Annotated in this window: 18 protein-coding genes and 1 pseudogene; 5 read left to right on the forward strand and 14 right to left on the reverse strand. The window is 70.0% G+C overall.

The features are described from left to right. Positions 1 to 270 (reverse strand): sigma factor (locus NJ4_RS08880; protein ID WP_281178277.1); only part of this gene is annotated, 270 nt, incomplete at its 3' end. A 139-nt stretch (positions 271 to 409) separates the two neighbouring features. On the opposite strand from NJ4_RS08880, the gene NJ4_RS08885 reads away from it, so the two are divergent. Beyond that, entirely contained in the window at positions 410 to 862 is a 453-nt protein-coding gene (locus NJ4_RS08885; protein ID WP_067433247.1) for a carboxymuconolactone decarboxylase family protein, read from the forward strand. A gap of 60 nt (positions 863 to 922) precedes the next feature. Here NJ4_RS08885 and NJ4_RS08890 read toward each other — a convergent pair whose 3' ends face one another. Further along, positions 923 to 1606 (reverse strand): Crp/Fnr family transcriptional regulator, encoded by a 684-nt coding sequence (locus NJ4_RS08890; protein ID WP_067433250.1) that lies wholly within the window; start codon positions 1604 to 1606, stop codon positions 923 to 925. Between the two features lie 77 nt (positions 1607 to 1683). Here NJ4_RS08890 and acnA point away from each other — a divergent pair, with 77 nt between their 5' ends. Together acnA and NJ4_RS08900 are read left to right on the forward strand one after the other, a co-directional pair. After that, positions 1684 to 4479, forward strand: coding sequence for an aconitate hydratase (gene acnA / locus NJ4_RS08895; RefSeq protein WP_067433253.1), 2796 nt, complete (start codon positions 1684 to 1686; stop codon positions 4477 to 4479). A gap of 29 nt (positions 4480 to 4508) precedes the next feature. Beyond that, positions 4509 to 4841 carry a cupin domain-containing protein gene (locus NJ4_RS08900; RefSeq protein ID WP_067433256.1) on the forward strand — a complete coding sequence of 111 codons (333 nt, stop codon included), beginning with the start codon at positions 4509 to 4511 and terminating at the stop codon, positions 4839 to 4841. A gap of 5 nt (positions 4842 to 4846) precedes the next feature. Here NJ4_RS08900 and NJ4_RS08905 read toward each other — a convergent pair whose 3' ends face one another. The 11 genes and pseudogenes from NJ4_RS08905 to NJ4_RS08955 all read right to left on the reverse strand — a co-directional run bounded on the left by NJ4_RS08905 (position 4847) and on the right by NJ4_RS08955 (position 16699). Then, positions 4847 to 6772, reverse strand: coding sequence for a heavy metal translocating P-type ATPase (locus NJ4_RS08905; RefSeq protein ID WP_067433259.1), 1926 nt, complete (start codon positions 6770 to 6772; stop codon positions 4847 to 4849). Positions 6773 to 6820: 48 nt separating this feature from the next. Continuing rightward, a complete protein-coding gene (locus NJ4_RS08910; RefSeq protein WP_067433262.1) occupies positions 6821 to 7054 on the reverse strand; it encodes a heavy-metal-associated domain-containing protein in 234 nt (77 codons plus the stop codon). 179 nt (positions 7055 to 7233) lie between these two features. Then, positions 7234 to 8532 (reverse strand): MFS transporter, encoded by a 1299-nt coding sequence (locus NJ4_RS08915; protein WP_157550976.1) that lies wholly within the window; start codon positions 8530 to 8532, stop codon positions 7234 to 7236. Continuing rightward, on the reverse strand, positions 8529 to 9530 hold the full coding sequence (locus NJ4_RS08920; RefSeq protein ID WP_067433264.1) for an ABC transporter substrate-binding protein: 1002 nt from the start codon (positions 9528 to 9530) through the stop codon (positions 8529 to 8531). Before NJ4_RS08920 ends, NJ4_RS08915 begins: the two co-directional genes overlap by 4 nt. A gap of 325 nt (positions 9531 to 9855) precedes the next feature. Then, positions 9856 to 10410: pseudogene (locus tag NJ4_RS08925) on the reverse strand (ABC transporter ATP-binding protein); the annotation flags it as partial. Continuing rightward, entirely contained in the window at positions 10407 to 11465 is a 1059-nt protein-coding gene (locus NJ4_RS08930; RefSeq protein WP_082748312.1) for a FecCD family ABC transporter permease, read from the reverse strand. The pseudogene NJ4_RS08925 and the gene NJ4_RS08930, both read right to left, overlap by 4 nt. Before the next feature lie 112 nt (positions 11466 to 11577). Continuing rightward, complete coding sequence (locus NJ4_RS08935) at positions 11578 to 13944, reverse strand: xanthine dehydrogenase family protein molybdopterin-binding subunit (protein WP_067433268.1); 2367 nt, start codon at positions 13942 to 13944, stop codon at positions 11578 to 11580. A gap of 166 nt (positions 13945 to 14110) precedes the next feature. Beyond that, the gene (locus NJ4_RS08940; protein ID WP_067433273.1) at positions 14111 to 15028 is read right to left on the reverse strand and encodes a sucrase ferredoxin; all 918 of its coding nucleotides are present in this window, start codon (positions 15026 to 15028) and stop codon (positions 14111 to 14113) included. After that, positions 15025 to 16155 (reverse strand): cupin domain-containing protein, encoded by a 1131-nt coding sequence (locus tag NJ4_RS08945; protein WP_245644511.1) that lies wholly within the window; start codon positions 16153 to 16155, stop codon positions 15025 to 15027. The genes NJ4_RS08940 and NJ4_RS08945 overlap by 4 nt, the downstream gene beginning before the upstream one ends. 4 nt (positions 16156 to 16159) lie before the next feature. Continuing rightward, complete coding sequence (locus NJ4_RS08950) at positions 16160 to 16396, reverse strand: hypothetical protein (RefSeq protein ID WP_067433275.1); 237 nt, start codon at positions 16394 to 16396, stop codon at positions 16160 to 16162. 105 nt (positions 16397 to 16501) lie between these two features. Then, complete coding sequence (locus NJ4_RS08955; protein WP_157550978.1) at positions 16502 to 16699, reverse strand: hypothetical protein; 198 nt, start codon at positions 16697 to 16699, stop codon at positions 16502 to 16504. A 104-nt stretch (positions 16700 to 16803) separates the two neighbouring features. Here NJ4_RS08955 and NJ4_RS08960 point away from each other — a divergent pair, with 104 nt between their 5' ends. After that, on the forward strand, positions 16804 to 17550 hold the full coding sequence (locus NJ4_RS08960) for a pyrimidine reductase family protein (RefSeq protein ID WP_067433279.1): 747 nt from the start codon (positions 16804 to 16806) through the stop codon (positions 17548 to 17550). Then, positions 17547 to 18056 (forward strand): flavin reductase family protein, encoded by a 510-nt coding sequence (locus tag NJ4_RS08965; RefSeq protein ID WP_067433286.1) that lies wholly within the window; start codon positions 17547 to 17549, stop codon positions 18054 to 18056. Before NJ4_RS08960 ends, NJ4_RS08965 begins: the two co-directional genes overlap by 4 nt. 95 nt (positions 18057 to 18151) lie before the next feature. Here NJ4_RS08965 and NJ4_RS08970 read toward each other — a convergent pair whose 3' ends face one another. Continuing rightward, positions 18152 to 22819, reverse strand: coding sequence for a family 78 glycoside hydrolase catalytic domain (locus tag NJ4_RS08970; protein WP_067433289.1), 4668 nt, complete (start codon positions 22817 to 22819; stop codon positions 18152 to 18154). Between the last annotated feature and the right edge of the window lie 206 nt (positions 22820 to 23025).

The following is a 23025-nucleotide window of genomic DNA, read 5'->3' on the forward strand; positions in this document are numbered from 1 at the left end:
CGCCGGCACCGGCTCGGGCAGCCAGTCGCCGACGTACTGCTCCCGCCGGACGCGCGCCGACTTCAGCACGTCGAGGCAGATCCTGCTTGCGACCCGGGTCAGCCAACCCTGTGGGTTGCCGACCGCCTCGCGCTCCTCCTCGGTCAGGCGGTACCAGCGCAGGTAGGTCTCCTGCACGGCGTCCTCGGCCTCCTCGAGGGTGCCGAGGAGCCGGTAGGCGAGGGCGATCAGTCGGCGTCGCTCCGCCATCACCGCGTCAAGCTCGTCCATCGGGGCTCCTTCGCTGCTCACACCATGGTGACGAGGCACACTGCTCGAGTGTGAGGTCACGACCTCACACTCGTGTGTGCTGTGTCGTCATCACAGGGAACGCCCGCGAACCGCGGGCCCATGAGTACAGGAAGTCATCATGCTGCCGCACGTCAACATCACCAAGCTCTTCCCGGCTGCCTACGAGGCCCAGGTCGCCGCAGACAAGGCCGCCGAGGAGGCCGCCGTGACCGCAGGCCTCGACCCGCTGCTCGTCGAGCTGGTCAAGGTGCGCGCCTCGCAGCTCAACGGTTGCGCCTTCTGCCTGCGCATGCACACGCGCGACGCGCTCGAGAAGGGCGAGACCACCGACCGCCTCGCCCTCGTCGCGGCCTGGTGGGAGTCGCAGTACTTCACCCCGCAGGAGCAGGCCGCCCTCGCGCTCGCCGAACGAATCACCCGGATCGGCGACGAGCACACCGCCCCGGCCCCGCAGATCGACATCGAGGGTGCCCTGGATGAGAAGCAGATCTCAGCGGTCGCCCTGCTGACCATCGTCATCAACACCTGGAACCGGATGGCCATCGCGAGCCACTACCCGGTCGCACCCTGAGCGCGGTTCCGGAGGCAGGTCGGGAGGGCGGCGCAACGTGCCCATCGGGCCTCGAGGGTCCTACCCTCCCGAGCTGACCGTGCGTAGAGACGCGGGATCGAGCAGCTCCATGGACTGACCTGATCCGAGCCGGATGACTCCAGCCTCCTGGAGCGTGGCGAGCCGTCGACTCAGGGTCTCCGGCGTGGTGCCGAGGTAGGAGGCCAGCTCCTTCTTGGTGGTGGGCAGCGTGAAGTCCGCGCGGCCGGCCTCGTCGGCGAGGAGGAGAAGCTGCTGAGCCAGACGCTGGGCGACCGATCGCCCGGTGAGATCGGAGACCATGTGTTCCGCCAAGCCCAAGCGGCCCGACACGGTCTGGAGCATGTGCACCGCCACTCCCGGGTGCTGCCCGAGCAACCTCTTGAACCGCTCCCGGTCGAGCATGCACAGCTCACTCGGCCGCAGAGCGACCGCGAAGTGGTCGGTGGTGGTGTCGGCCAGCAGCGCTGTCTCACCGAGGAAGTCTCCCGGTGACATCAGCCGGAGCAGCTGTTCGGTTCCTGAAGCGGCGAGCCGATGGACCTTGACCAGCCCTTCGTGAACGATGAACAGCCCGGTCCGGTCACCAGGGCCGTAGATGCGTTCGTCACGCTGGTACTGACGCGTCACCACCGCGGAGGCGACGTGATGCTTGGTCGTCTCCGGCAGGCCCGCGAAGAGGGGCACCGTTCGGACGAAGTGCAGTCCGTGGTCATGGCCGTCCATCGGTGATCTCCTTCCGTTCCGCCTCAGTATGCGGCGTCCGTGACACGATGACAGTTCTCTCGCGTCAGGAGTGCGACATGAGCTCGAACAGTTTCGATGCACGCGACCAACTGACCATCGATGGCCAGACCTACGAGATCTACCGGATCGATCGGGTCCCCGGGTCGGCCCGGCTGCCGTACAGCCTCAAGGTTCTCCTGGAGAACCTGCTGCGCAACGAGGACGGCCGGCTCGTCACCGCCGAGCAGGTCACGGCACTGGGGGAGTGGCGTCCCGAAGCCGAGCTGAACACCGAGATCCAGTACACGCCGGCACGGGTGCTGATGCAGGACTTCACCGGTGTTCCGTGCGTCGTGGACCTGGTGGCGATGCGCGACGCGATGACCGAGCTGGGCGGTGACCCCAAGAAGGTCAACCCGCTGATCCCTGCAGAGCTGGTCATCGACCACTCCGTCATCGCCGACGTCTTCGCCCGCTCCGACGCCTTCGGCGTCAACGCCGAGCTTGAGTTCGAACGCAACCAGGAGCGCTACCAGCTCCTGCGCTGGGCACAGCAGTCGTTCGACGACTTCCTGGTGGTGCCACCCGACACGGGCATCTGCCATCAGGTCAACCTCGAGTATCTCTCCCGCGTCGTCTTCACGTCCGAAGGGCCGGCCGGCAAGCAGGCCTACCCCGACACCCTCGTCGGGACCGATTCCCACACCCCGATGGTCAACGGCCTGGGCGTGCTCGGTTGGGGAGTCGGTGGGATCGAGGCCGAGGCCGCCATGCTCGGACAGCCCATGAGCATGCTCATACCGCAGGTCGTGGGCCTCAAGCTCACCGGCGAACTGCCCGAGGGTACGACGGCCACGGACCTGGTCCTGACCGTTGCCGAGTTGCTGCGCAAGATTCGGGTCGTCGGCAAGTTCGTCGACTTCTTCGGCCCCGGGGTCGGCAACGTGCCCCTGGCGACGCGCGCGACGCTGGGCAACATGAGCCCCGAATACGGTTCGACCGGCTCGCTCTTCCCCATTGACGACGAGACCTTGAACTACCTGCGCCTGACCGGCCGCGACGAGCACCAGATCAGGCTCGTGGAGGCCTACGCCCGCGAGCAGGGGCTGTGGCACGACCCCGACCACGTCCCCGACTTCAGCCAGGTCGTCGAGCTGGACCTGGGCACGGTCGCGCCGTCCATCGCCGGACCGAAGCGCCCGCAGGACCGCATCCCGCTGGCCGCGGCCCAACGAGCAGTGCGTGGTCTGCTGGCTGGTGAGTCTCACGAGGCCGCCGTCCAAGGTGGGCTCGACGACGCCTCGGACGACTCCTTTCCCGCCAGCGACCCCATCTCGATCAGCAGCCGGATCGCTCGCGACGAGCCACCCCACGTGATCTCCGACGGCGGGGGAGAGCTGGAGTGGCCCTCCGACCCGGCGGAACTGGTGCTGGAGGGCGACACCATGAGCCTCGACCACGGCGACGTGGTCATCGCCGCGATCACCTCCTGCACCAACACCTCCAACCCGTCGGTCATGATCGGCGCCGCGTTGCTGGCCAAGAAGGCGGTCGAGCGCGGGCTGAGCAGCAAGCCCTGGGTGAAGACCACCCTCGCACCGGGCTCCCGTGTGGTGACCGACTACTACAACAGGTCCGGGCTCACCGCCTACCTGGAGAAGCTGGGCTTCGACCTTGTCGGCTACGGCTGCACCACCTGCATCGGCAACTCCGGGCCGCTGATCCCGGCGGTCAGCGCTGCGGTCGCGGAGCACGACCTCACGGTGGCCGCCGTACTGTCGGGAAACCGCAACTTCGAGGGCCGGATCCACGCCGAGGTCAAGATGAACTTCCTGGCCTCGCCGCCGCTGGTCATCGCCTACGCACTCGTCGGCACGATGCAGACCGACCTGCTCAACGACCCGCTCGGCAACGACACCAACGGCAATCCGGTGTACTTGCGCGACATCTGGCCCACCACAGCCGAGATCAAGACCGTGGTCGATCAGAACCTCGAGGCCGCCATGTTCACCGAGGGCTACTCAGACGTCTACCGCGGTGACGAGAACTGGCGTGGCATGCACATTCCCGAAGGCGATCAGTTCGCCTGGGACGAGACCTCCACCTATGTGCAGCGCCCGCCGTACTTCGACGGTGTGGGGCCTGACCCGGCTCCGGTGCGGGACATCACCGGAGCCCGGGTGCTTGCGCTGCTGGGGGACTCGGTGACCACGGACCACATCTCTCCGGCCGGCGCCATCCGGCAGGACTCGCCGGCCGGCCAGTACCTGGTCGAGCAGGGCGTCGCACCGGGAGACTTCAACTCCTACGGCTCGCGGCGCGGCAACCACAACGTGATGATCCGCGGCACCTTCGCGAACGTCCGACTCCGCAACCAGCTCGTCCCGGGTGTCGAGGGGGGATTCACCCGGCACTGGCCCGACGGCGAGCAGCAGAGCATCTTCGACGCCGCCCAGACGTACGCCGCGGAGCAGGTTCCGCTGGTCGTCATCGCGGGCGCGGACTACGGCTCCGGTTCGTCGCGCGACTGGGCCGCGAAGGGCACCACCCTGTTGGGGGTGCGGGCCGTCATCGCCACCTCGTTCGAACGGATCCACCGCTCCAACCTGATCGGCATGGGCGTGCTTCCGTTGCAGTTCAGCGAGGGTGAGACCGCTGAGAGCCTGGGCCTCACCGGTGAGGAGACGTTCTCGATCGCCGGACTCGAGGGCAGCGACTCGATGCCGGAGCAGGTCACGGTCACCGTCGACGGCGAGGCAGGAACTCGCGAGCTGACCGCCCTGGTGAGGATCGACACCCCGGCCGAGGAGGCCTACTTCAGGCACGGCGGCATCCTGCCCTACGTGCTGCGCCAGCTGCTCGACGACCGATGACGCGAACCCCTTCACAGAAAGGCAGCATCGTGCAGAAAGTGACCCTGACCGCGCTCGCCCGGCACCAGCTCGAGATCGCCCGCAACGCGGCGAGTGGCCGCAGCGGACACACCGTGTTCGGTGGGCACGAGCACCTGATGCGACAGACGATGGTCGCGTTGCGCGCCGGCTCCAGCCTCCAGGAGCACGAGAGCCCGGGCGACGCGACCGTGCACGTGCTGCAGGGCCGCGTGAACCTCGTCGCCGGTGAGGTCAGGTGGAACGGACTGGCGGGCGACCTGCTCATCATCCCCGACGCGCGGCACTCGCTGGAGGCGGTCGAGGACTCCGTCGTACTCCTGACGGTGGCCAAGCAGATCTGACCAGCTCAGGCGTTCTGCAGCAGGCGACGCTCCACCGCTGCGACCGCATCCGGTGACGAGGGGGCGTGGCTCCGGCGGCGCAGCAGGCGCATCGCGTTGACGATGACGACGAGCACCGAGACCTCGTGCACGAGCATCCCGATCGCCATCGTGACGCCGCCGAGCAGTACGCCGAGCAGCAGCAGGACGACCGTGGTGACGGCGATGACGATGTTCTGCCGCATGGTGGCGACCGTACGTCGCGCCAGCGAGATCGCCTCGGGAAGCTTCAGCAGGTTGTCACCCATCAGGGCGATGTCTGCGGTCTCGATGGCGACCGCGGAGCCAGCAGCCCCCATCGCCACCCCGATGTCGGCGGTGGCCAGCGCCGGGGCGTCGTTCACTCCATCGCCGACCATCGCGACCGTGTGGCCCTCACGCTGGAGCTCGAGGACAGCGTCGAGCTTGTCCTCGGGGAGCAGGCCGGCACGGATCTCGTCGACCCCGGTGGCCTTGCCCACCGCTTCGGCGACGAGCCGGGCGTCACCGGTCAACATCACGACCTTGTCGACCCTGGCCGCGTGCAGCTCGGCCACCATCCGAGCCGCGTCACGGCGTACCTCGTCGGCGACGGCCACGACACCCACGACCAGGTCGTCGACCGCGACGATCATCGGGGTCTGACCAGCCGCGGCCATCGACCCTGCCGTGCGTACGGCGGCAGAGGTGTCGGCCATCTCGAACTGTTCGAGGAGCGCGAGGTTGCCGATCAGGACCCGCCGGCCGTCGGTGGTGGCCACGATTCCCTTGCCGGGCACGGGTTCTGTGGCCTCGGGCAGACCGTGCACCGTTGCCCCCTCCGCTGCTGCGGCGTCCAGGATCGTCCGGGCGAGCGGGTGCTCGGAGCCGGCCTCGGCACGAGCAGCCCAGGTCAGCACCTGCGCCCGGTCCATGCCCGGATCCAGGACGACCACCTCAGTCAGCTGGGGGCGGCCCCTGGTCAGCGTGCCGGTCTTGTCGACCGCGACCACGTCGATCCGTGCGGAGGTCTCGAGGAACTCCCCACCCTTGATCAGGATGCCGTCCTTGGCGGCGCGACCGATGCCCGCGACGATCGAGACCGGGATCGAGATGACCAGTGCGCCGGGGCAGCCGATGACCAGCAGCGTCAGCCCGAGCACCACGTCACCGGTGACCAGACCGGCCACCAGCGCCAGCGCCATGATCGCGGGGGTGTACCAGGCCGAGAAGCGGTCCATGAAGAGCTGGGTGGCGGCCTTGGCGTCCTGCGCCTCTTCGACGCGGTGGATGATGCGCGCCAACGTCGTGTCTGCGCCCACCCCGGTTGCCTTGACCTGCAAGAACCCACCCCGCGAGACGGTGCCGGCGAAGACCTCGTCACCGGCGCTCTTCTCGACCGGGAGGGACTCGCCGGTGATGGAAGCTTCGTCGAGCCCACCGGTGCCGTCGATCACGATGCCGTCGACCGGGACCTTGGCACCGTTCTTGACCAGGACGATCTCTCCGGTGGCGACCTGGGCCGCCGGCACCTCGACCTGGGCGCCGTCGTGCATGACCACGGCGACGTCCGGTGCAACGGCGACCAGCTCGGCCAACGCCGAGCGTGTCCGGTTCAGGGTCGTCGTCTCGAGCGAGTGCCCGACGGCGAAGAGGAACGTGACCGCCGCGGCCTCCCAGTGCTCGCCGATGATCACCGCACCGATGGCGGCGACACTGACCAGGAGGTCGATGCCGACGACCTTCGCGAGCAGCGCGCTGACCCCCTTGGCCACGATCGGCGTACCGGCCACCACCGCGCCGGCGACCATCGCGATGTCTCCCGCGGCATCGGTGTCCATGAGGCGGTCCAAGAGGAAGGAGATCGCGATCAGGAGGCCGGCGACGGAGGGGACGGTCCACCTGCCCTCGGTGAGTGAGCGAAGCGTGCTCATGAGTGTTCAGTCCTTGTCGATGTCGCGTCCGGAGTGGTGTTCAGAGCCTCAGAAGGCTGCCGGACTGGAGGTGTAGCCCGCCTTGGCGACGGCAGCGACGAGGTCGTCGACGCTGACCGACCCGTCGTGGTCGATCTCGATCCGCGCGGAGGCGAAGTGCACCTTGACTGCCTGGACGCCTGCCAGGTTGCCCACGCGCTTCTCGATCTTGGCGACGCAGGAGGGGCAGGAGAAGCCCTCGGCCCGCAGGATGGTGTGGGTGACAGTGTCGATGGTGTTCATGGTCAAAGCCCTTCTCGGGTTGCGATCCACCCGCTGTGGGTGATGTCTTCGACGCTATGAGTTCGCGCTGCTCGGCGCCTTGACGCAGATCAAGTCGCGGCCATCGCCGGGTCGACCGCGCTGGATCACCTGGAGACCCTGATGGGGGACTACCCCGTGCGTACCCGGCCCCGGGCCGTTCAGCCTGGGTCGGTCCTGGGACTGCTGACCAGCCCGGCGAGCACAGCCACTCCCAGGACCGCAGCGGCGACGGCGAGGGCGGTCGACGTGCTCCACAGCTCCGAGATCGCGCCGCCGGCGACGGCGCCCAGGGGTGTGCCGCCCCAGGCGATGAGACGGGCCGTCGTGTTCACCCGCGCCTGGAGGTGGTGTGGTGTCACCTGCTGCCGCGCGGTGATGCCGTTGAGCACCACGAGGGTGTTCGACGCGCTCCAGACCAGCAGCACGCCGAGCATCATCGGGTACGCCGGCTCGGTGGCGAGCAGAGCCACCGGCGGTACGCCGACCGCCAGTCCCGCGACCGTGAGACGTCGGGTCGGCACCCAGGCGGCGAGTCGGGGGAGCAGCGCGGCTGCCAGGAACCCGCCCAGCGCCACGACGGTGAGCATCAGCCCGTAGGACTCACCAGCCGTCCGCCCGCCGTCGCCCTGCGCGGCCAGCACCACCAGCAGCGCGGTCACCGCGCCGCCGGCCAGCGAGTTGCCGATGCCGAGCAGGGTGAGGTCACGCACCAGCGGATGCCGCAGCACGAACCTGAGTCCCTCGACGATGTCCTGACGGATCGTCGACCCGGTGCCAGTCGCCTGCCCGGAGCCAGGTGTCGACCCGGAGTCACGCGGCGGGTCCATCGACGCGACCACCCGCAACATCAGGCCCGCCGCAGCGAGGTAGGCGACCGCGTCCACGGACAGCGCCTGGGCAGGCCCGAGAACCCCGACCAGCAGCCCCGCCAGTGCCGGGGCGCCGATGCCGACCAGCGTGGTGCTGGTCCAGATCAGGCTGTTCGCCGCCACGACGCGATCGCGCCCCATGATCGCGGGCAGGGCGCCGAACGCGGCCGCGTCGAACCACACGAAGCAGCTGGCCAGCAGCAGGGCGACGACGAGCACGTGGCCCACCGTCAGAACGCCCAGGGCATGGGCCGCCGGCACGGTGAGCAGCCCGACCGCGCAGGTCACCTGGCTGGCCACCATCACCCGCCGCCGGGGGAGTCGGTCAGCCATCGCGCCGGCCAGCAGCCCCAGGACGAGGTACGGCGCCACCTGGGCAGCCGCGACCATCGATGTCAGCAGCTCGGAGCCGGAGAGGTCCCACACCAGCAGTGATGTGGCCACCGCGGTCACCGCCGAGCCGGCGACCGCGACGATCCGGGCCGCCGCGAAGTGCAGCAGGTCGGGCTCGCGCCACAGCGGCGCCGCCGGACGCGCGGCAGCCCCGCCGTCGGGGACCAGGCCGTCAGCGGCGCGCGCGTCGGTCACGGGTGCAGACCCCGGGCCACCACCTCGACGCCGTCCACGCCGGCAAGGGTCCCGGGCTGGACGAACGAGTTGTCGACGGCGACCAGCCTGTCGTCGCGCACGGCGTCGGTCTCGGGAAAGGTCCTGGCGAGGTAGTCCCTCGTCTCCTGCTCGTGCTCGGGGTTGTTGACGCTGAAGACGAAGGCGTCCGGGTCCTCGGCGAGCACGACCTCGGCGTTGACCTCGGCGCTGAAGAAGTCGGCGAAGAGGCCCTCGTCGTCGGCGAACACGTTCACCCCGCCGGCTCGGCTGAGGATGTCGGTCTCGACCGCGCCGCCGATGGCGTAGAGCGTCCCGGCCTCGACGTAGACCAGTGCGGTGCGGACCGGCTCCTGCTTCCCGACCCGGTCCGTCACCTTCTGCAGGCGAGCCCTGGCAGCCCTCTCCAGCTCGGTCGCCCTCTCCTGGGCGCCGAACACGTCGCCGAGGAAGACCAGGTCGGTGAAGACGTCGGCCACCGTGCCGTCGGAGCGGCGTTCCTCGCACCCCGCCGTCGCGGTGTACGCCGGGATCTCGAGCGCCGCCAGGTCGTCGTACCCGGCAAAGCCCATCTCGGTGTTGAACTCATACTCCGTGCCGCTGAGCACGAGGTCGGGCTCCTGCTTGATCAGCGTCTCCTTGTCCGGCGGCGTGGTCTTGCTGAGGGTCCGCACGGCGCCCACCTCGTCGGCCAGGTTCTCGCTCGTGCCGCCCATCTCGCTCTGTGCCTGGGCGACCACGCGGTCGCCGACCCCGAGCTGGATCAGCAGCTCGGTGATGCTGGGGTGCATGCTCACCACGCGCTCGGGCGGGCTCGGCACGCTCACCTTGCGACCGCAGTCGGTGACGGACACCGGGTAGCCGGCGCCGGCGTGCTTCGCCGCCGAGTCGCTGCGGGCCACGGTGCCGCAGCCGGTCAGGGTCAGGGCCGTCGCGAGTACGGCGAGGCCGGCGACGGTCGTGCGGGGTCGTGCGGTCATGGGTTCTCTCCTGTGGATGGGTCTGCTGATGGAATCAGGCGGTTCTCAGGCGGGGGTACGTCGTACGCCACGGCCTGTGTGACGCGGGTCAGCCGCGTCGGCGCGGGCTGACGGTGATGAGTGGTCGAGCGGTGCGTGGATGGGTCAGCACGTCGCAGGTGACGGCGTACACCTCCTCGACGCGCTCGCTGGTGAGCACCGCCTCGGGGCTGCCCTGCGCGACCAGGCGGCCGTGCTGCAGCAGCGCGACCTGGTCGCAGTACGCCGCGGCGAGGGTCAGGTCGTGCAGCGCCACGAGGCAGCTGATGCCGAGGGAGCGGACCAGCTCGAGCAGCTCGAGCTGGTGGGAGACGTCGAGGTGGTTCGTGGGTTCGTCGAGCAGCAGCAGCTCGGGCTCCTGACACAGCGCCCGGGCGAGCAGCACCCGCTGGCGCTCGCCGCCGGAGAGCGTGGAGAAGTCCCGGTCGGCCAGCTCCTCGCCACGCACCCGCGCGAGGCAGTCGCGGGCCAGGTCGGTGTCGGTTCCGCGGGCACCGCGGCTCCGGCGGTGCGGGATGCGGCCGAGCTGCACCACGTCGAGCACGCTGAGCTGCAGGTCGGTGGCGTGGTCCTGGGCGAGCACGGCGCAGCGGCGGGCCAGATCCCGCGGACGGGTGGTCGCCAGGTCGAGCCCGGCAGTGCGCACGTGGCCGCTGTGGTGGCGCATGGCGCCGTACGTCGTCCGCAGCAGCGTCGACTTGCCGCTTCCGTTCGGACCGAGCAGCCCGACCATCTGCCCGGTCGGCACCTCGAGGGAGACCCGGTCGAGCAGCGCGCGCCCGTCGATGACGACGGACACGTCGCAGAGCTCCACGGCGAGCTCGGTGGCGAGCGCGCTCATGAGCCGACTCCGACCGGGCGACGGCGCAGGAGCCACAGGAAGAACGGGGTGCCGACCAGTGCGGTGACCACGCCGATCGGCAGCTCGCGCGGTGACGCGGCGGTGCGGGCAACGGTGTCGACGACGACCAGCAGGAGCGCCCCGACCAGGAGCGAGACCGGCAGCAGGCGGCGGTGCTCGGCTCCGACCATCAGCCGGCAGACGTGGGGGACGACCATGCCGACGAAGCCGATCCCGCCCGCGACCGCGACGACGCTGCCGACCAGCAACGAGGTCACCAGGAGCGTCTCGACGCGGAACCGGGTGACGTCGACTCCGAGGGAGGTCGCAGTCTCGTCGCCGGTCATGATCGCGTTGAAGTGGTCGACCCGCCACCATGCGTAGCCGATGCCGATCCCCAGTCCGAGGGCCGGCAGGAGCAGCGTGCCCCAGGTGGCCGAGGCGACGCTCCCGAGCAGGAAGAAGAGCAGCCCGGGCAGCTTGCCGTGATCGGCGGTCACCGTGATCCAGCTGGTCGCCGCGCTGAACAGGTAGGAGAGCGCGACGCCGGCGAGCACCAGTCGCAGCGGCTCGATGCGCCCGCCGCGCGAGGCCAGGGAGTAGACGAGCAGACCGGCCAGCACCGCACCGGCGAACGCGGAACCGGAGACCACCAGACCGGGCACGGTGGCGCCGAGCACCAGTCCGATCACCGCACCCAGGGCGGCTCCCGACGACGCACCGAGGAGGTAGGGATCGGCCAGCGGGTTGCGGACGACGGCCTGGAGGACCACGCCGACCAACGCGAGCGTGGCACCGACCAGTGCGGCGAGCAGCACCCGCGGCGTCCGGAAGACCCACACGATCCGCTCGTCGATCAGCGACCACGTGGCCTCGTGCTCGCCGGGCACGAGATGGGCCCAGAGCACGCGGGCCGTGGTGGTCGGGTTGACGGCGATCGGGCCGAGCCCGATGCAGACCACGGCACTGGCGATGAGGAGCAGGAAGAGGCCCGCGACCAGGACGGGCTGCGGTGGTCGGGGGAGCGGCGTACGGCGCAGTGAGGTGGTGGACACGAGAGCACCCTAAAACAAGAATGAGAATCATTCGCAAGTGGGGGTGCTGTGCCGGCCCGAGGGTCGACGGTGGCGCTGTGCCGTGAAGCGCGGGCACACCAGGGTCGGTGGTTCAGACCTCGACGCCGCCGTCGGTGGGCCCCTGGGTGACCTCGAGCGAGTCGAACACGGTCGGCGGCTCGCGCCAGGGGTCGGGCAGGTTCCCGGCTCGCGCTGCCTCGATGGCCCGCCACACCCGCTGCGGGGTGCACGGGATGTCGATGTGGCGGACGCCCAGGTTGCTCAGGGCGTCGATGACGGCGCTCTGCACCGCGGGTGTGGACCCGAGCGTGCCGGACTCGCCGATCCCCTTGGCGCCGAGCTCGTTGAGGTCGGTCGGCGTCTCGGTGTTGGACGCCTCGAAGCTGATCGTGTCGGCACTGGTCGGCATCTGGTAGTCCGCGAAGGTCGAGGTGACGGGCTGCCCGGAGTCGTCGTACACGAACTGCTCCCACAGTGCCTGCGACATGCCCTGCGCGATGCCCCCGTGCTGCTGGCCGACGACGATCGTGGGGTTGAGGATCCGCCCGCAGTCATCGACGGCGACGTGCCGCAACGGGACGACGTGACCGGTCTCGGTGTCCACCTCGACGACCGAGACGTGGGCCCCGAACGGGAAGGTGGCGCCGGCCTGCGGCACGTCCAGGTCGGCCCGCAGGGAGACGCCACGCTCGGCGGCCTCGGCCCCCAGCTCGCGCCAGCTGTAGACGGGTGTGGGAACGCCGGCGACCCGCAGTCCGTCGTCGCCCACCTCGATGTCGTCGGGCGATGCCTCGAGCAGCTCTGCCGCGAAGGCGATCGCCTGCCCCCGCACGGCACTCGCTGCGGCGGCCACGGCGCTGCCGCCGAGCTGCAGCGACCGCGAGCCGCCGGTGCCACCGCCGGTGGACACGACTGCGGTGTCCGACTGGAGGTAGCTGATCGACTCCATCGGTACGCCGAGCCGGTCGGCCACGACCATCGCGAACGACGTCGCGTGGCCCTGCCCGTGGGCGGAGGTGCCCGACATGACGACCACCGACCCGTCGGGCTCGATGCGGACGCTGCCGAGCTCGGTGCCACCGAACCCGGTGATCTCGACGTACGTCGACACCCCGATCCCGAGCTGCTTCACCTCGCCGACCTCGCGACGCCGGCGCTGCTCCGCGCGCAGTGTGTCGACGTCGGCCACCCGCAGCGCCTCGGTCAGTGCCAGCTCGTAGTCGCCGGAGTCGTAGAGCAAGCCGGTGCGCGTGGCATAGGGAAAAGCATCCTTGGCAATGAGGTTGCGGCGCCGGACCTCCTCGGGGGCCAGATCCAGCTCGACCGCGGCCAGGTCGAGCAGCCGCTCCAGCATCGCGGCTGCCTCGGGCCGGCCGGCGCCGCGGAAGGCACCCATGGGCGCGGTGTTGGTCATCACCGCGACACCGGCGTAGTCGACCTTCGGGATCTCGTAGGGGCCCTGCGCCATGATGTGCGTCGGGCCGATCACCAGCGAGCCGCCGAAGCCGGCGTACGCGCCGCAGTCGCCGATGTTCCGGGCCCGCAGCCCGACGATCCGCCCGCTCCGAGTCAGCCCGAGCTCGGCGAACTGCACCTGGCCGCGGCCCTGCATCGACAACATCGCCTCGCTGCGGGTCTCCGACCAGGCGACCGGCCGGCCGAGTGTCCGGGCGGCGGCGACGATGGCGGCGTGGGTGTAGGAGATCCCGGCCTTGCCGCCGAAGGCTCCGCCGACGTCGGGCGTGACCACGCGCACCTGGTCCTTCTCCAGGCCGGTGAACCGCACGAGCAGGTCGCGAGCCAGGTGCGGGTGCTGGGTCGCAATGTGCGCCGTGAGCGCGACGTCGCCTGCGGGCCGAGGGTCGGCGAGGATCGCGTTGCCCTCGATCGGTGCGGTCGCGATGCGCTGGTTCTCGATCCTGGCGCGCACCACGACGTCCGCGCCGGCGAGCACGTCGCCTGCGTCGTCAGGGTGAATCGCGTGAACGGACTGCGCGATGTTGGAGCCCAGCTCGGGGAACTGGAGTGCCGCGTCGGGCGCCAACGCTGCCTCCATGTCGACGACCACGGGCAGCTCGTCGTAGTCGATGTCGACCAGCTCGGCGGCATCGACCGCCTGTGCCCGGGTCTCGGCCACGATCAGGGCGACAGGGTCGCCCACGTAGCGCACGACACCGTCAGCCAGCGGGGGACGACCGACCTTGTCGTTGACCTCCGCGAACGGCGGCACCCAGCGGGAACCGAGCGTCGTCACCGTGTGTACGGCGAGAACACCGGGCGCTCGTTCGGCATCGGCGGTGTCGATGGCACGAATCCGTGCGTGGGCGAACGGGCTGCGCACGAAGATGGCCTGCGCGGTTCCCGGAACCCGCAGGTCGTCGACGTACGTGCTGCGCCCGGTGAGAAGTCTCGGGTCCTCGACCCGGCGGACGTGGTTCCCGAGGATTGAACCGACCATGCACCGGAGGCTATCGGGTCGGGGCTCGGGCTGACCGGCGCAACGAGATCGGCGACCTGAGGTTGGGGGTCCGTCGTCGTCGAGGTCCAGGACATGGAACGTGCTGTCGAGTTCTGGAGCGCGGCGCTCGGCTGTCACCCCAGGGACGCAGAGTCGCACGGCGACGTCACGACGCTGGGCCCGTCCGGGCGATCGCCAGGAGCTCGTGCCGCGGGATCGGGTTGTCCCGGGCGGCGCGACAGGTCAGCTGGAGCTGCTCGTCACCGGGCGACGTACGGACCCTCACCGCCCACCGGGCGCCGCCGACGGTGAACACGGCCTCGGTGACGTCGTCGTCCACCCGTTGCGACACCAGCCGGAGCGCGTCGTCACGGGTCTCGGCGAGCTGTCGGCGCAGGGCGATCTCCGCGAACTGCACGGGCATCGCGTACGACGAGCGCCCCCGCAGGTGGTCGAGGTCGAGCTGCCCGGTGGCGTGGCCGTCGACCATGGCCAGCGCCGAGACCGGCTCCACGCGGCCGTAGTAGAGGCCGTCGGGGAGGACGAGCAGGTTGCCGGCGAACCGGTCGCCACCGATGTGGGAGACCTCCCACGTGCCCTCGGGGTGTGCGGCGGCCAGTGCCGCGACCACCGGGCGTCCGCGTTGGGCGCAGCAGGCGTCGTGTCGTCCGTGCGTGCACACGCACAGCAACGTGCCGTCGTACGCCGTCAGCCCGGGGGAGCGGCCGGCGCCCAGCGCGGCCAGGTCGAGCTCGAGCAGCTGGTGCGGATCGGTCAGCACCGTGCTCTCGACCCAGGGGCGTGACGGGTGGGCGAAGGCGGCGAAGACCCGCATCCCATGGGTGTGCGTGCTGCGATCAGGTCGCCGCACCAGCAACGGCCGGACCCGCGCCGCGCGGGCCGCTCGGGACACGGCGTCACCCAGGCCGTCGGGCAGCCGGGCGTCGCGCAGCGCGTCGACGCCCCACGGCCCCGCGTGCTCGATCAACAGGAACGACCGGACGGTCGAGGCGGTGCCCGCGCCCGGCTCGTTGCGCAGCCCACTGGCCACCGAACAGCGGAACGCCGGGTTGCGTGCGGTCACGTGACGACCTCGAGCAAGCCCTCCCGGACGAGGCGGCGGCAGAGCACGAGCCGGCTCTGCGGATCGAGGTGCTCGGCCAGGTCACCGGGGCCGAGCTCGCGGCGGGCGCGCACCTCGTCGAGTGCGGATCGCAGCCACGCGGGCACGTCCAGGGAGCGGTCGCCGAGCAGTACGTCGATGCGGTCACCCCGATCGAGCAGCACACAGGGGTGCCCGGGACGACGCCGCAGGCGGGTGGTGTCGTTGATCGTGTCGGTGGCGAGCACGTCGCGCAGTCCGCCGGCCAGACGCGGACTGCGGCTGGTCAGGAAGCGACGCACCTCGGCCTCCACCGCCGCCGTGGCGTCCAGCCCACGGACCTGCTCGGCCAGGGCCTCCAGTCGACCGGCCAGCTCCTCGGCGAGCTCCCTCGGGTCGTCGAGGTAGCCGGCGGGCAGGTGCTCATCGGGTACGCCGGCCGCGATGCCGGCCAGACTGCGCTGCACCAGACCGCGCCAGGTGAGCTGGTTGATGCCCACGGTGACGTGCAGCGAGACGGTGTCCTGGGCGCGGGCGGCGTGCGGGGTGCCGGTCGGAAGATACATCGACAGGCCGGGGTCGAGCCTGATGTCCTGGACGCAGTCGGGGCCGTGGACCTGCCACTGCTTGGAGCCGGCGGTCTGGAACACGAACACGTCGTGGGAGTCGGAGTGGACGGCGAAGCCCTGGGCGCCGGGCGGGGTCAGGTAGGCGTTGGCCTGGCACGGGTGCCCCAGCTCCAGCTCGAGCTCGGCGATCAGCCTGGTGATCGGCGGCCAGTAGCGGTGCAGGCCCTGGAACACGATCGTCGCGCCGTCGGCGAACAGGGCGAGCGCCTTGCGCGAGTCCACGAGCCCGGTCAGCGGCTTGCCGGCGAGCGTGGCGCCGCGCGTGTAGGAGGACTCGGGCAGCACGTCGCCGTCCTTGGCAAGGCGGATGGACGGCGTACGGATCGCCGAGGAGGTCAGCAGGGTGTCGGCGTCGTCGAGCGAGAGCAGACCGACCAGCTGGTCGGGATCGGCATGATGCACGTGCACACGCGATGCCCAGACCTTCTCGACGAAGGTCTGGGCATCACCGCTGAGCAGGTCGAGCGCGGATCCGGGCACGGGGTCAGGACGCGTCACCGTCGGTGGTGTCAGTCGCATCGCCGTCCGTGCCGTCGCTGTCGGTGCCGTCACTGTCGGTGCCGTCGGAGTCGGTGCCGTCGGAGTCGCTGGCATCGCCGTCGGTGGTGTCAGTCGCATCGCCATCGGTTCCGTCGGCATCGCCGCCGGGTGCGGGGCCGCTGCCGGTCATCGCGGTGTTCATGTCCTCGTCGCTCAGCGGCTCTTCGGGAGTGTTCGTCATCGTTCCTCCTGTGTGTGCGGTGGCCGGTCGCCCGGGAAGGGCGACGCTCTTGTCCGTGGCGGTACCCGTTGTGGCAGTGCGCAGCCCGGTTCGACCAGCGCGTGGCTACTCCGAGCCCTCGGAGGGCTGGTCGAGGGAGGACTCCGCGTTCTCGCGTTGCACGCCTTCGGGCAGGGGGTCCTGAGGCGGACGGGGCTCGGGGTGGCCGTCGGGATCGACAGCTGGTGTCTCCGGCTCCTCCTCGGGGGCTCCGGGGCCGATGTTCGGCCTGGTCTGCGGGTCGTACTGAGGTGTCTCGGTCATGGAGTCCCGATACCCATCCATCAGCCCGGCATACGTCCGGAGGCCAGGCCGACGACCAAGGAAGATGCCGGGTTCGACGAGCCCGGGGGCCATAGGGTGGGCGAGTGCACGAACTCCAACGCGGCGCGGAGGTGCCCGACGCGCTGACGCCGTACCTCGCGGTCGACCGGTCCACGCCCAAGCACGAGTGCTGGGTGACCGGGCACATGGTCGCCGGGCTCGACGGCACGGCGGCCATCGGCGGCCGGGTCGGTTCGCTCTCGACCCCGCCCGATCAGGAGCTGTTCCGTCGGATGCGGCAGATCGCGGACATCGTGCTGGTGGGTGCCGAGACGGTACGCCGGGAGGGCTACGGCCCCGGGAGGCTCAGCGAGGAGGCCCAGACGGCGCGACGACGACTCGGCCAGTCGCCGGTTCCGCCCGTCGCGGTGGTCAGCCGGAGCCTGGAGTTCGACTGGGACGCCACGGTGTTCACCGGTGCCACCGCGAGCGCCCGCACTCACATCCTGACCTGCGAGGCCGCCGACCCGACGCGTCGAGCGGAGGCGGAGAAGCACGCGAGGGTGATCGTGGCCGGCCGGGAGCGGGTCGAGCCCGCGGCCGCGCTCCGGGCTCTGGCAGACCTCGGCCACCGTGTCGTGCTGTGCGAGGGCGGGCCGAGGTGGCTCGGTGAGCTGGTCGCTGCCGACCGTCTCGACGAGCTGTGTCTCTCGGTGTCCCCGCTGATGGGAGGCGACCCGCTGCCGATCAGCGTGACGCCGCCCGGGGCACCCCTCGCCGGGTTCGAACTGAGGGGCGTGATGGCCGAGGACGACACGCTGTTCCTCCGCTACGAGAGGCAGGAACGATGAGTGAGAGCGCATTCGAGCAGCTGATGGCGTCGGTCGACGCACCCTTGGTCGTGATGACCACGGCGTTCGGCAACGAGCTGGCGGGCTGTCTGGTCGGATTCCACAGCCAGTCGAGCATCACGCCGGAGCGCTACTGCGTGTGGTTGTCGAAGGCCAACCACACCTATCGCGTGGCACTGCGTGCCTCACACTTGGCGGTGCACTTCCTCACCGAGCACGACCTGGGGGTCGCCGAGCACTTCGGCACGGTCTCGGGTGAGGACACCGACAAGTTCGCCGGACTCGAGTTCGAGCTCGACGCGTCCGGCGTACCCCTGCTGGCCGCCTGCCCGAACGCGATGACGCTCGAGCGCATCTCGATCCTCGATGACGGCGGCGACCACGTCTGCCTCACCACACGGGTGCTCACCGCCGAGTTCGGGGGCGAGTTCACCCCGTTGCGGGTCTCCGACGCCATCCAGCTCGAACCCGGCCACGCGAGCGAGGAGCGGGCGATCCAGCCCTGACAGCGGCCCGCCGCCCGGTCTCCGGGCGTCGGTCGCGCAGGCCACGTCGATCACGGCCGAGACGGCTCCCAGTCGCCGACGTCCTGCTCGCCAGCTCAGCGGATCAGCCTGATGCTGTTGATCTCGAGGTCTCCCTGAGAGCTCAGCGGATCGAGCCGGAGCATGGTCAGCGGACTGTCCAGCGCGGGTATCGGCACCAGGTACACGTGCTCACCGCCCGCCTGGACACCGAACCTGACGCTGCTGCCTTCACTCGGGCCCGGTGCGGACTCCGTCCCCCAGAAGAGCTGCCCCTCTCCGTCGATCGACGAGGCCATCGTGATCTCCAGGTAGGCACCCTGCGTGACGTCGAAGGAACCAGCGCCGGGGCCGTAGGCCAGGTTCGGGTCTCCGCCGGTCGAGGTGGCACGGAGCGCTCCGTCCGCCACGGTGAAGTCGGCGAGCTGGCTGGTCGGGGTCCAGCCCTCGGTGTCACCTGCCGTGTTGAACTCCCACCGCTTCAGCGCGGACGAGACGCGCACCTCGGCGCTGTCACCGGCGGCCGGGCCGGCTTCGTAGAAGGCTTCGGCAGCTAGGACGGCGGCCAGGTTGGTCGCGTCGGCCGGCGAAGTGACGGTCACCTGGACGGCGGCATCCGCGCTCGCTGCCAGCTCATAGGGGGCAGTCCGTGGCGTCACTTCCCAGCCCGGTGGCGCGCTGAAGCTCAGTTGCCCGCTCAACGGAGCGTCGGGACGCTGGTTCCGCAGCGTGATCGTCACCGTGGCGGAGTCACCTGGCTGATCGAGGAGTGCGGGCACCGCGTTCATCGAGACGATGCGCACGGGCGACACCACGTCGACGAGCACGCGAACGGGCACCGTCGTCGTGGCCGGGCCGCGGCGATAGCTCATGACACCCTCGACCTCGAGTCCTTGCCCGAGCGGTTGGTCCTCGGCCACGTGGACGTCGAGCGGCAGCTCGATCGACTCTCCGGGGCCGACCTGTTCGGTCACCGTGGTCGGGTCTGCCGACCACCCAGCGGGCAGATCCAGGGAGAGCGTCACGTCGCGAACGGGTTCCGAACCGTTGTTCGTCAGTTGTCCCACGACCCGCAGGGTCGACCCGGGCAGAGCAGGATCCTTCCCGTGGACGAGTGACGCCGAGATGTCATGAAGACGTCGGGCGGCCTCGGACATCGCCGAATCGACCCGCGCCAACGACGTGGTGAGCGCATCAGCGTCGCTGGTGGTGATGGCGCCCTCGGTGACCCACTCGTCGATGAGCCGGCGCAGGCGGTCTGCCCGAGCCTGCCCACTGGCCAACGACTCGGCAGCCAGGTCGGTGTCGCCACCCAGGTACGCCTGGAAGGCGTCCTCCAGGCTCCTCACGAGCTGCCCGGCCTCGACCGGCAGCCGGTTGTGAACCACCTTCGGCACCTCCGGGGAGTCGGCGACCTCGGCGGCCGAGTCCTGGAGGTCGAGCGACCTGGCGGCAGCCAGCCCGAGGTAGCCCCGCACGTCGTCCGACTCGAAGGCATAGTCCCCGGAGCCCACCTCGAAGACCGCCGCTCCGTCCTGCATGCGCACGAAACGGACGCCGGGTGCATCGGCGGCGAGGCTGCCGCCCTCGAAGACGCCCCGCTCGCTGACCGCCGGAACGTGAACCCGCGCCACGGTGTTGGCGGGAACGGTCACGTCGAGGGTGAGCTGATCCTCGGAGACAGTCCGCCACGTCGACCGGATCTCGCCGTACGGCGAGTAATGGCTGATCGTGGCGTGCGTCAGCTCTCCGCCCGGCCGTGGTGCAACTCGGAAGGTCGAGTAGCCGGGTCCGGTCGACTGGATGCCCCCGATCGAGGAGTACATCCACTCCCCGACAGCGCCGTACGCGTAGTGGTTGAAGGAGTTCATCCCCGGGTCCTGGAATGACCCGTCGGGGCGGATCGAGTCCCACCGCTCCCAGGTCGTCGTCGCGCCCTTGGTCACTTCGTACAGCCAGGAGGGGTACTGCTTCTCGAGCAACAGCCGGTAGGCCACGTCGTCGCGACCGACGGCGCTCAGCGCGGGCAGCAGGTGCGGTGTGCCGAGGAACCCGGTGCTCAGGTGCCAGTCCCTGGCCTTGATCGCGGCGACGAACTTGCGGCCGACGGCATCCAGCTGTTCCTCCGGCACCAGACCCATGTCGATCGCCATGGCGTAGCCGGCCTGGGACCCGGTGCCCACCTGACCGTCCGGTGCGATGAACCGGGCGGTGAACGCGGCCCGCACGTCGTCGTACAGCGCCCGGTAGTCGCCCGCCGCCTCGTCGCGCCGGGTCGCCGCGGCCATCTCACTCAGCAGCCGGGCGTCGAGCGCGTAGAAGGCGGTTGCGAGCAGCGTGTTCGGCGTCGGGTCGTTGAGGTTCAACCAGTCACCGATGCCGTGGCCCTCCGGCACGATGCCGTCCTGCGCCACGGCGGTCCAGTGGTCGACCAGGCGGACCATGGCCGACCAGTTCTCGTCGATCACGCTCGTGTCACCGTGGTTGCGCCACAGCGCGTCCGTGACCGTGATGAACCCGTCGCCCCAGCCCGCGGTGGCGACGCTGTCGCGCGAACCCGGCTCGGTGCCCGGCGCGATCCCCGGCATGACGCCGTTCGGGTGCTGGCGCAGCCGCATGTCTCGCAGCCACTTGGTCAAGAAGGCGTACGTGTCCTGGTTGAACACGGCGGTGTCCGCGATGGCGTTGAGGTCACCGGAGTAGCCCAGCCGCTCGTCGCGGGCCGGCGTGTCGGTGGGCACGGACAGGAAGTTGCCGCGAATGCCCCACGAGATGTTGGACTGCAGCTGGTTGAGCATCGGGTCGGACGTCGAGAAGGACGCGGCAGCAGGGTTGTCGGTGCCGACGACGATGCCGGTGACCTCCTCGGCGGCCGGCGGGTCGTCGAGACCGGTGATCTCGACGTAGCGGAAGCCGTGGGAGGTGAACCGGGGGCTGAACTCGACGGTGCCGTCCTTCCCCAGGGTCACCGTCTCGGTGGCCTTCGCCGTCCGCAGGTTGGCGGTGTAGAGCGTGCCGTCCGGGTTCAGCACCTCGCCGTGGCGGATCCTGACGACGTCGCCGGCCTCACCGGTCAGCCGGACCTTGACCCAGCCCACCATGTTCTGTCCCAGGTCGTAGATGGAGACGTCAGACTGAGGATGGGTCAGCTCGACCACGTCCCGTTCCTCCGTGACCCGCGCCGGCGGATCGGTCTGCGCGTGCAGCTCTCCGGGCGATGGCGTGAGCACTCGCGCCGGCGACCAGTCACCCGTCGCGTCGGGTTCGCTCCACCCCGGCACCTGCCGGCGGTAGTCATAGGTCTCACCCATCAACAGGTCTGCCTCGAGCACCGGTCCCGGCGTCGTCGTCCAGCTCTCGTCGGTGCCGACGACCTCGGTCGTGCCGTCCTCGTAGGTCACCTCGAGGCGAGCCAGGAAGGCCGGGTCGGACCCGTAACGATTCGCGCCCACCCAGGCCAGGTGGCCGGCGTACCACCCGTTGCTGAGCTCGGCGCCGATGGTGTTCTCGCCCTGCTGGAGGTGGTCGGTCACGTCGTAGACCTGGTACTGGACCAGCTGGCTGTAGTCGGTCCAGCCCGGGGCGAGCTCGTGGTCTCCCACCCGCTGGCCGTTGATCTCCGCTCGATAGACGCCGAGAGCCGTCGAGTACAGCCGAGCGGAGGCGATCTGCTTGTCGAGCACGAAGTCGCGACGCAACAACGGGAGCGCCTTCTGCTCGGCGGACATCACGCCGTTCTCCACCACACCGGACACCTTCAGCACCCCCTCGCGCACCTCTCCGATCGCGAACGGGTTGACGCCGTCGGAGAAGTCGGTGTGGAACAAGACCTCCTCGCCCTTCGAGACGGTCACCTCGCGGACGTCACCGGACTCCCCGGCGGCGGTCCGGAAACCGATGGTCCCTGACGAGCGCAGCGGAATCGGTCGTGAGTCGATCTGGTGACCGTCGATGCTCGTCGCGGCGACCCCGTCGGAGACATCGATGGTGATCTCGTGCTCGGCGCCGAGACCACCGGGCAGGACATCGTCCCCAAGGGGCACGTCGGCGAGCGCGGCCCAGGTGCCATTGACCCTGCTGTGTGGCCGGAGGCTCGGCGCCCCACGGTTGGACAGCTGCCACATGTAGTTGTTCTGCGAGGCGGCCGAGTCGGAGTAGAAGACGATGCCCAGGGCCTCCTGCACGTTGCTGGTGCGCACCGTGAGTGTGTAGTCACTCCAGTCGACACCGCGCGGCGCGTCAGATGGTCCGCCGATCCAGTGAGCCCCCCAGTCCGAGGCCGACGTCGCGTCGTTCGCAAGCGCGGTCTCGAACCAGTCGGTCTCGCTCCAGGGGCTCATGGTGCCGGAGCCGTCCCACACCCGGACCCGCCAGTGGTAGCGGGTCGTCTCCTCCAAGGCCGGCCCGGCATAGCGAACATTCACCGACGTCGAGCTGGACACCCGACCGCTGTCCCACACGACTGCGTCGTCGAAGCCGTCCGCCGACGTCGAGACCTGGATCTGACGCGCGGACTGCACGATTCCCCGGTCCGGGCCGTGAAGCTGCCACGAGAGGACCGGAGCCTCGACGGGCACGCCGAGTGGGTGCTCCACGTGATTCGTCGAGAGCTCTCCCACGGAGAGGGCGCCGTTGTCGGCGGCCACCGGCGCCGACCTCACGCTGAGGGTCGTGACCAGCATCGCCACCAGCACCAGCAGCAGCACCAGGAATCGCGGGGCATTCCGACGGGACGGGCTGGACATGTGGCCTCCAAGGAAACTGAACCGTTTCAGGCTGCCTGACGCTAGCAGGGAGGGGCTTGGGCAAACAGGGGTCGAGGTGACCGAACCCTGCCAGTTGGGTGTAGGTCGGTGACCTGTTTGAGTTGCGGCCTCCTGAGCCCGGATGGCCGGATCCGGACAGTGCGTTGACGTGACGTCCGCCACACACCTAGCGTGCGATGTGGAAT

It is taken from the genome of Nocardioides jensenii JCM 1364 = NBRC 14755 (assembly GCF_001552535.1).
Lineage (GTDB): Bacteria > Actinomycetota > Actinomycetes > Propionibacteriales > Nocardioidaceae > Nocardioides > Nocardioides jensenii.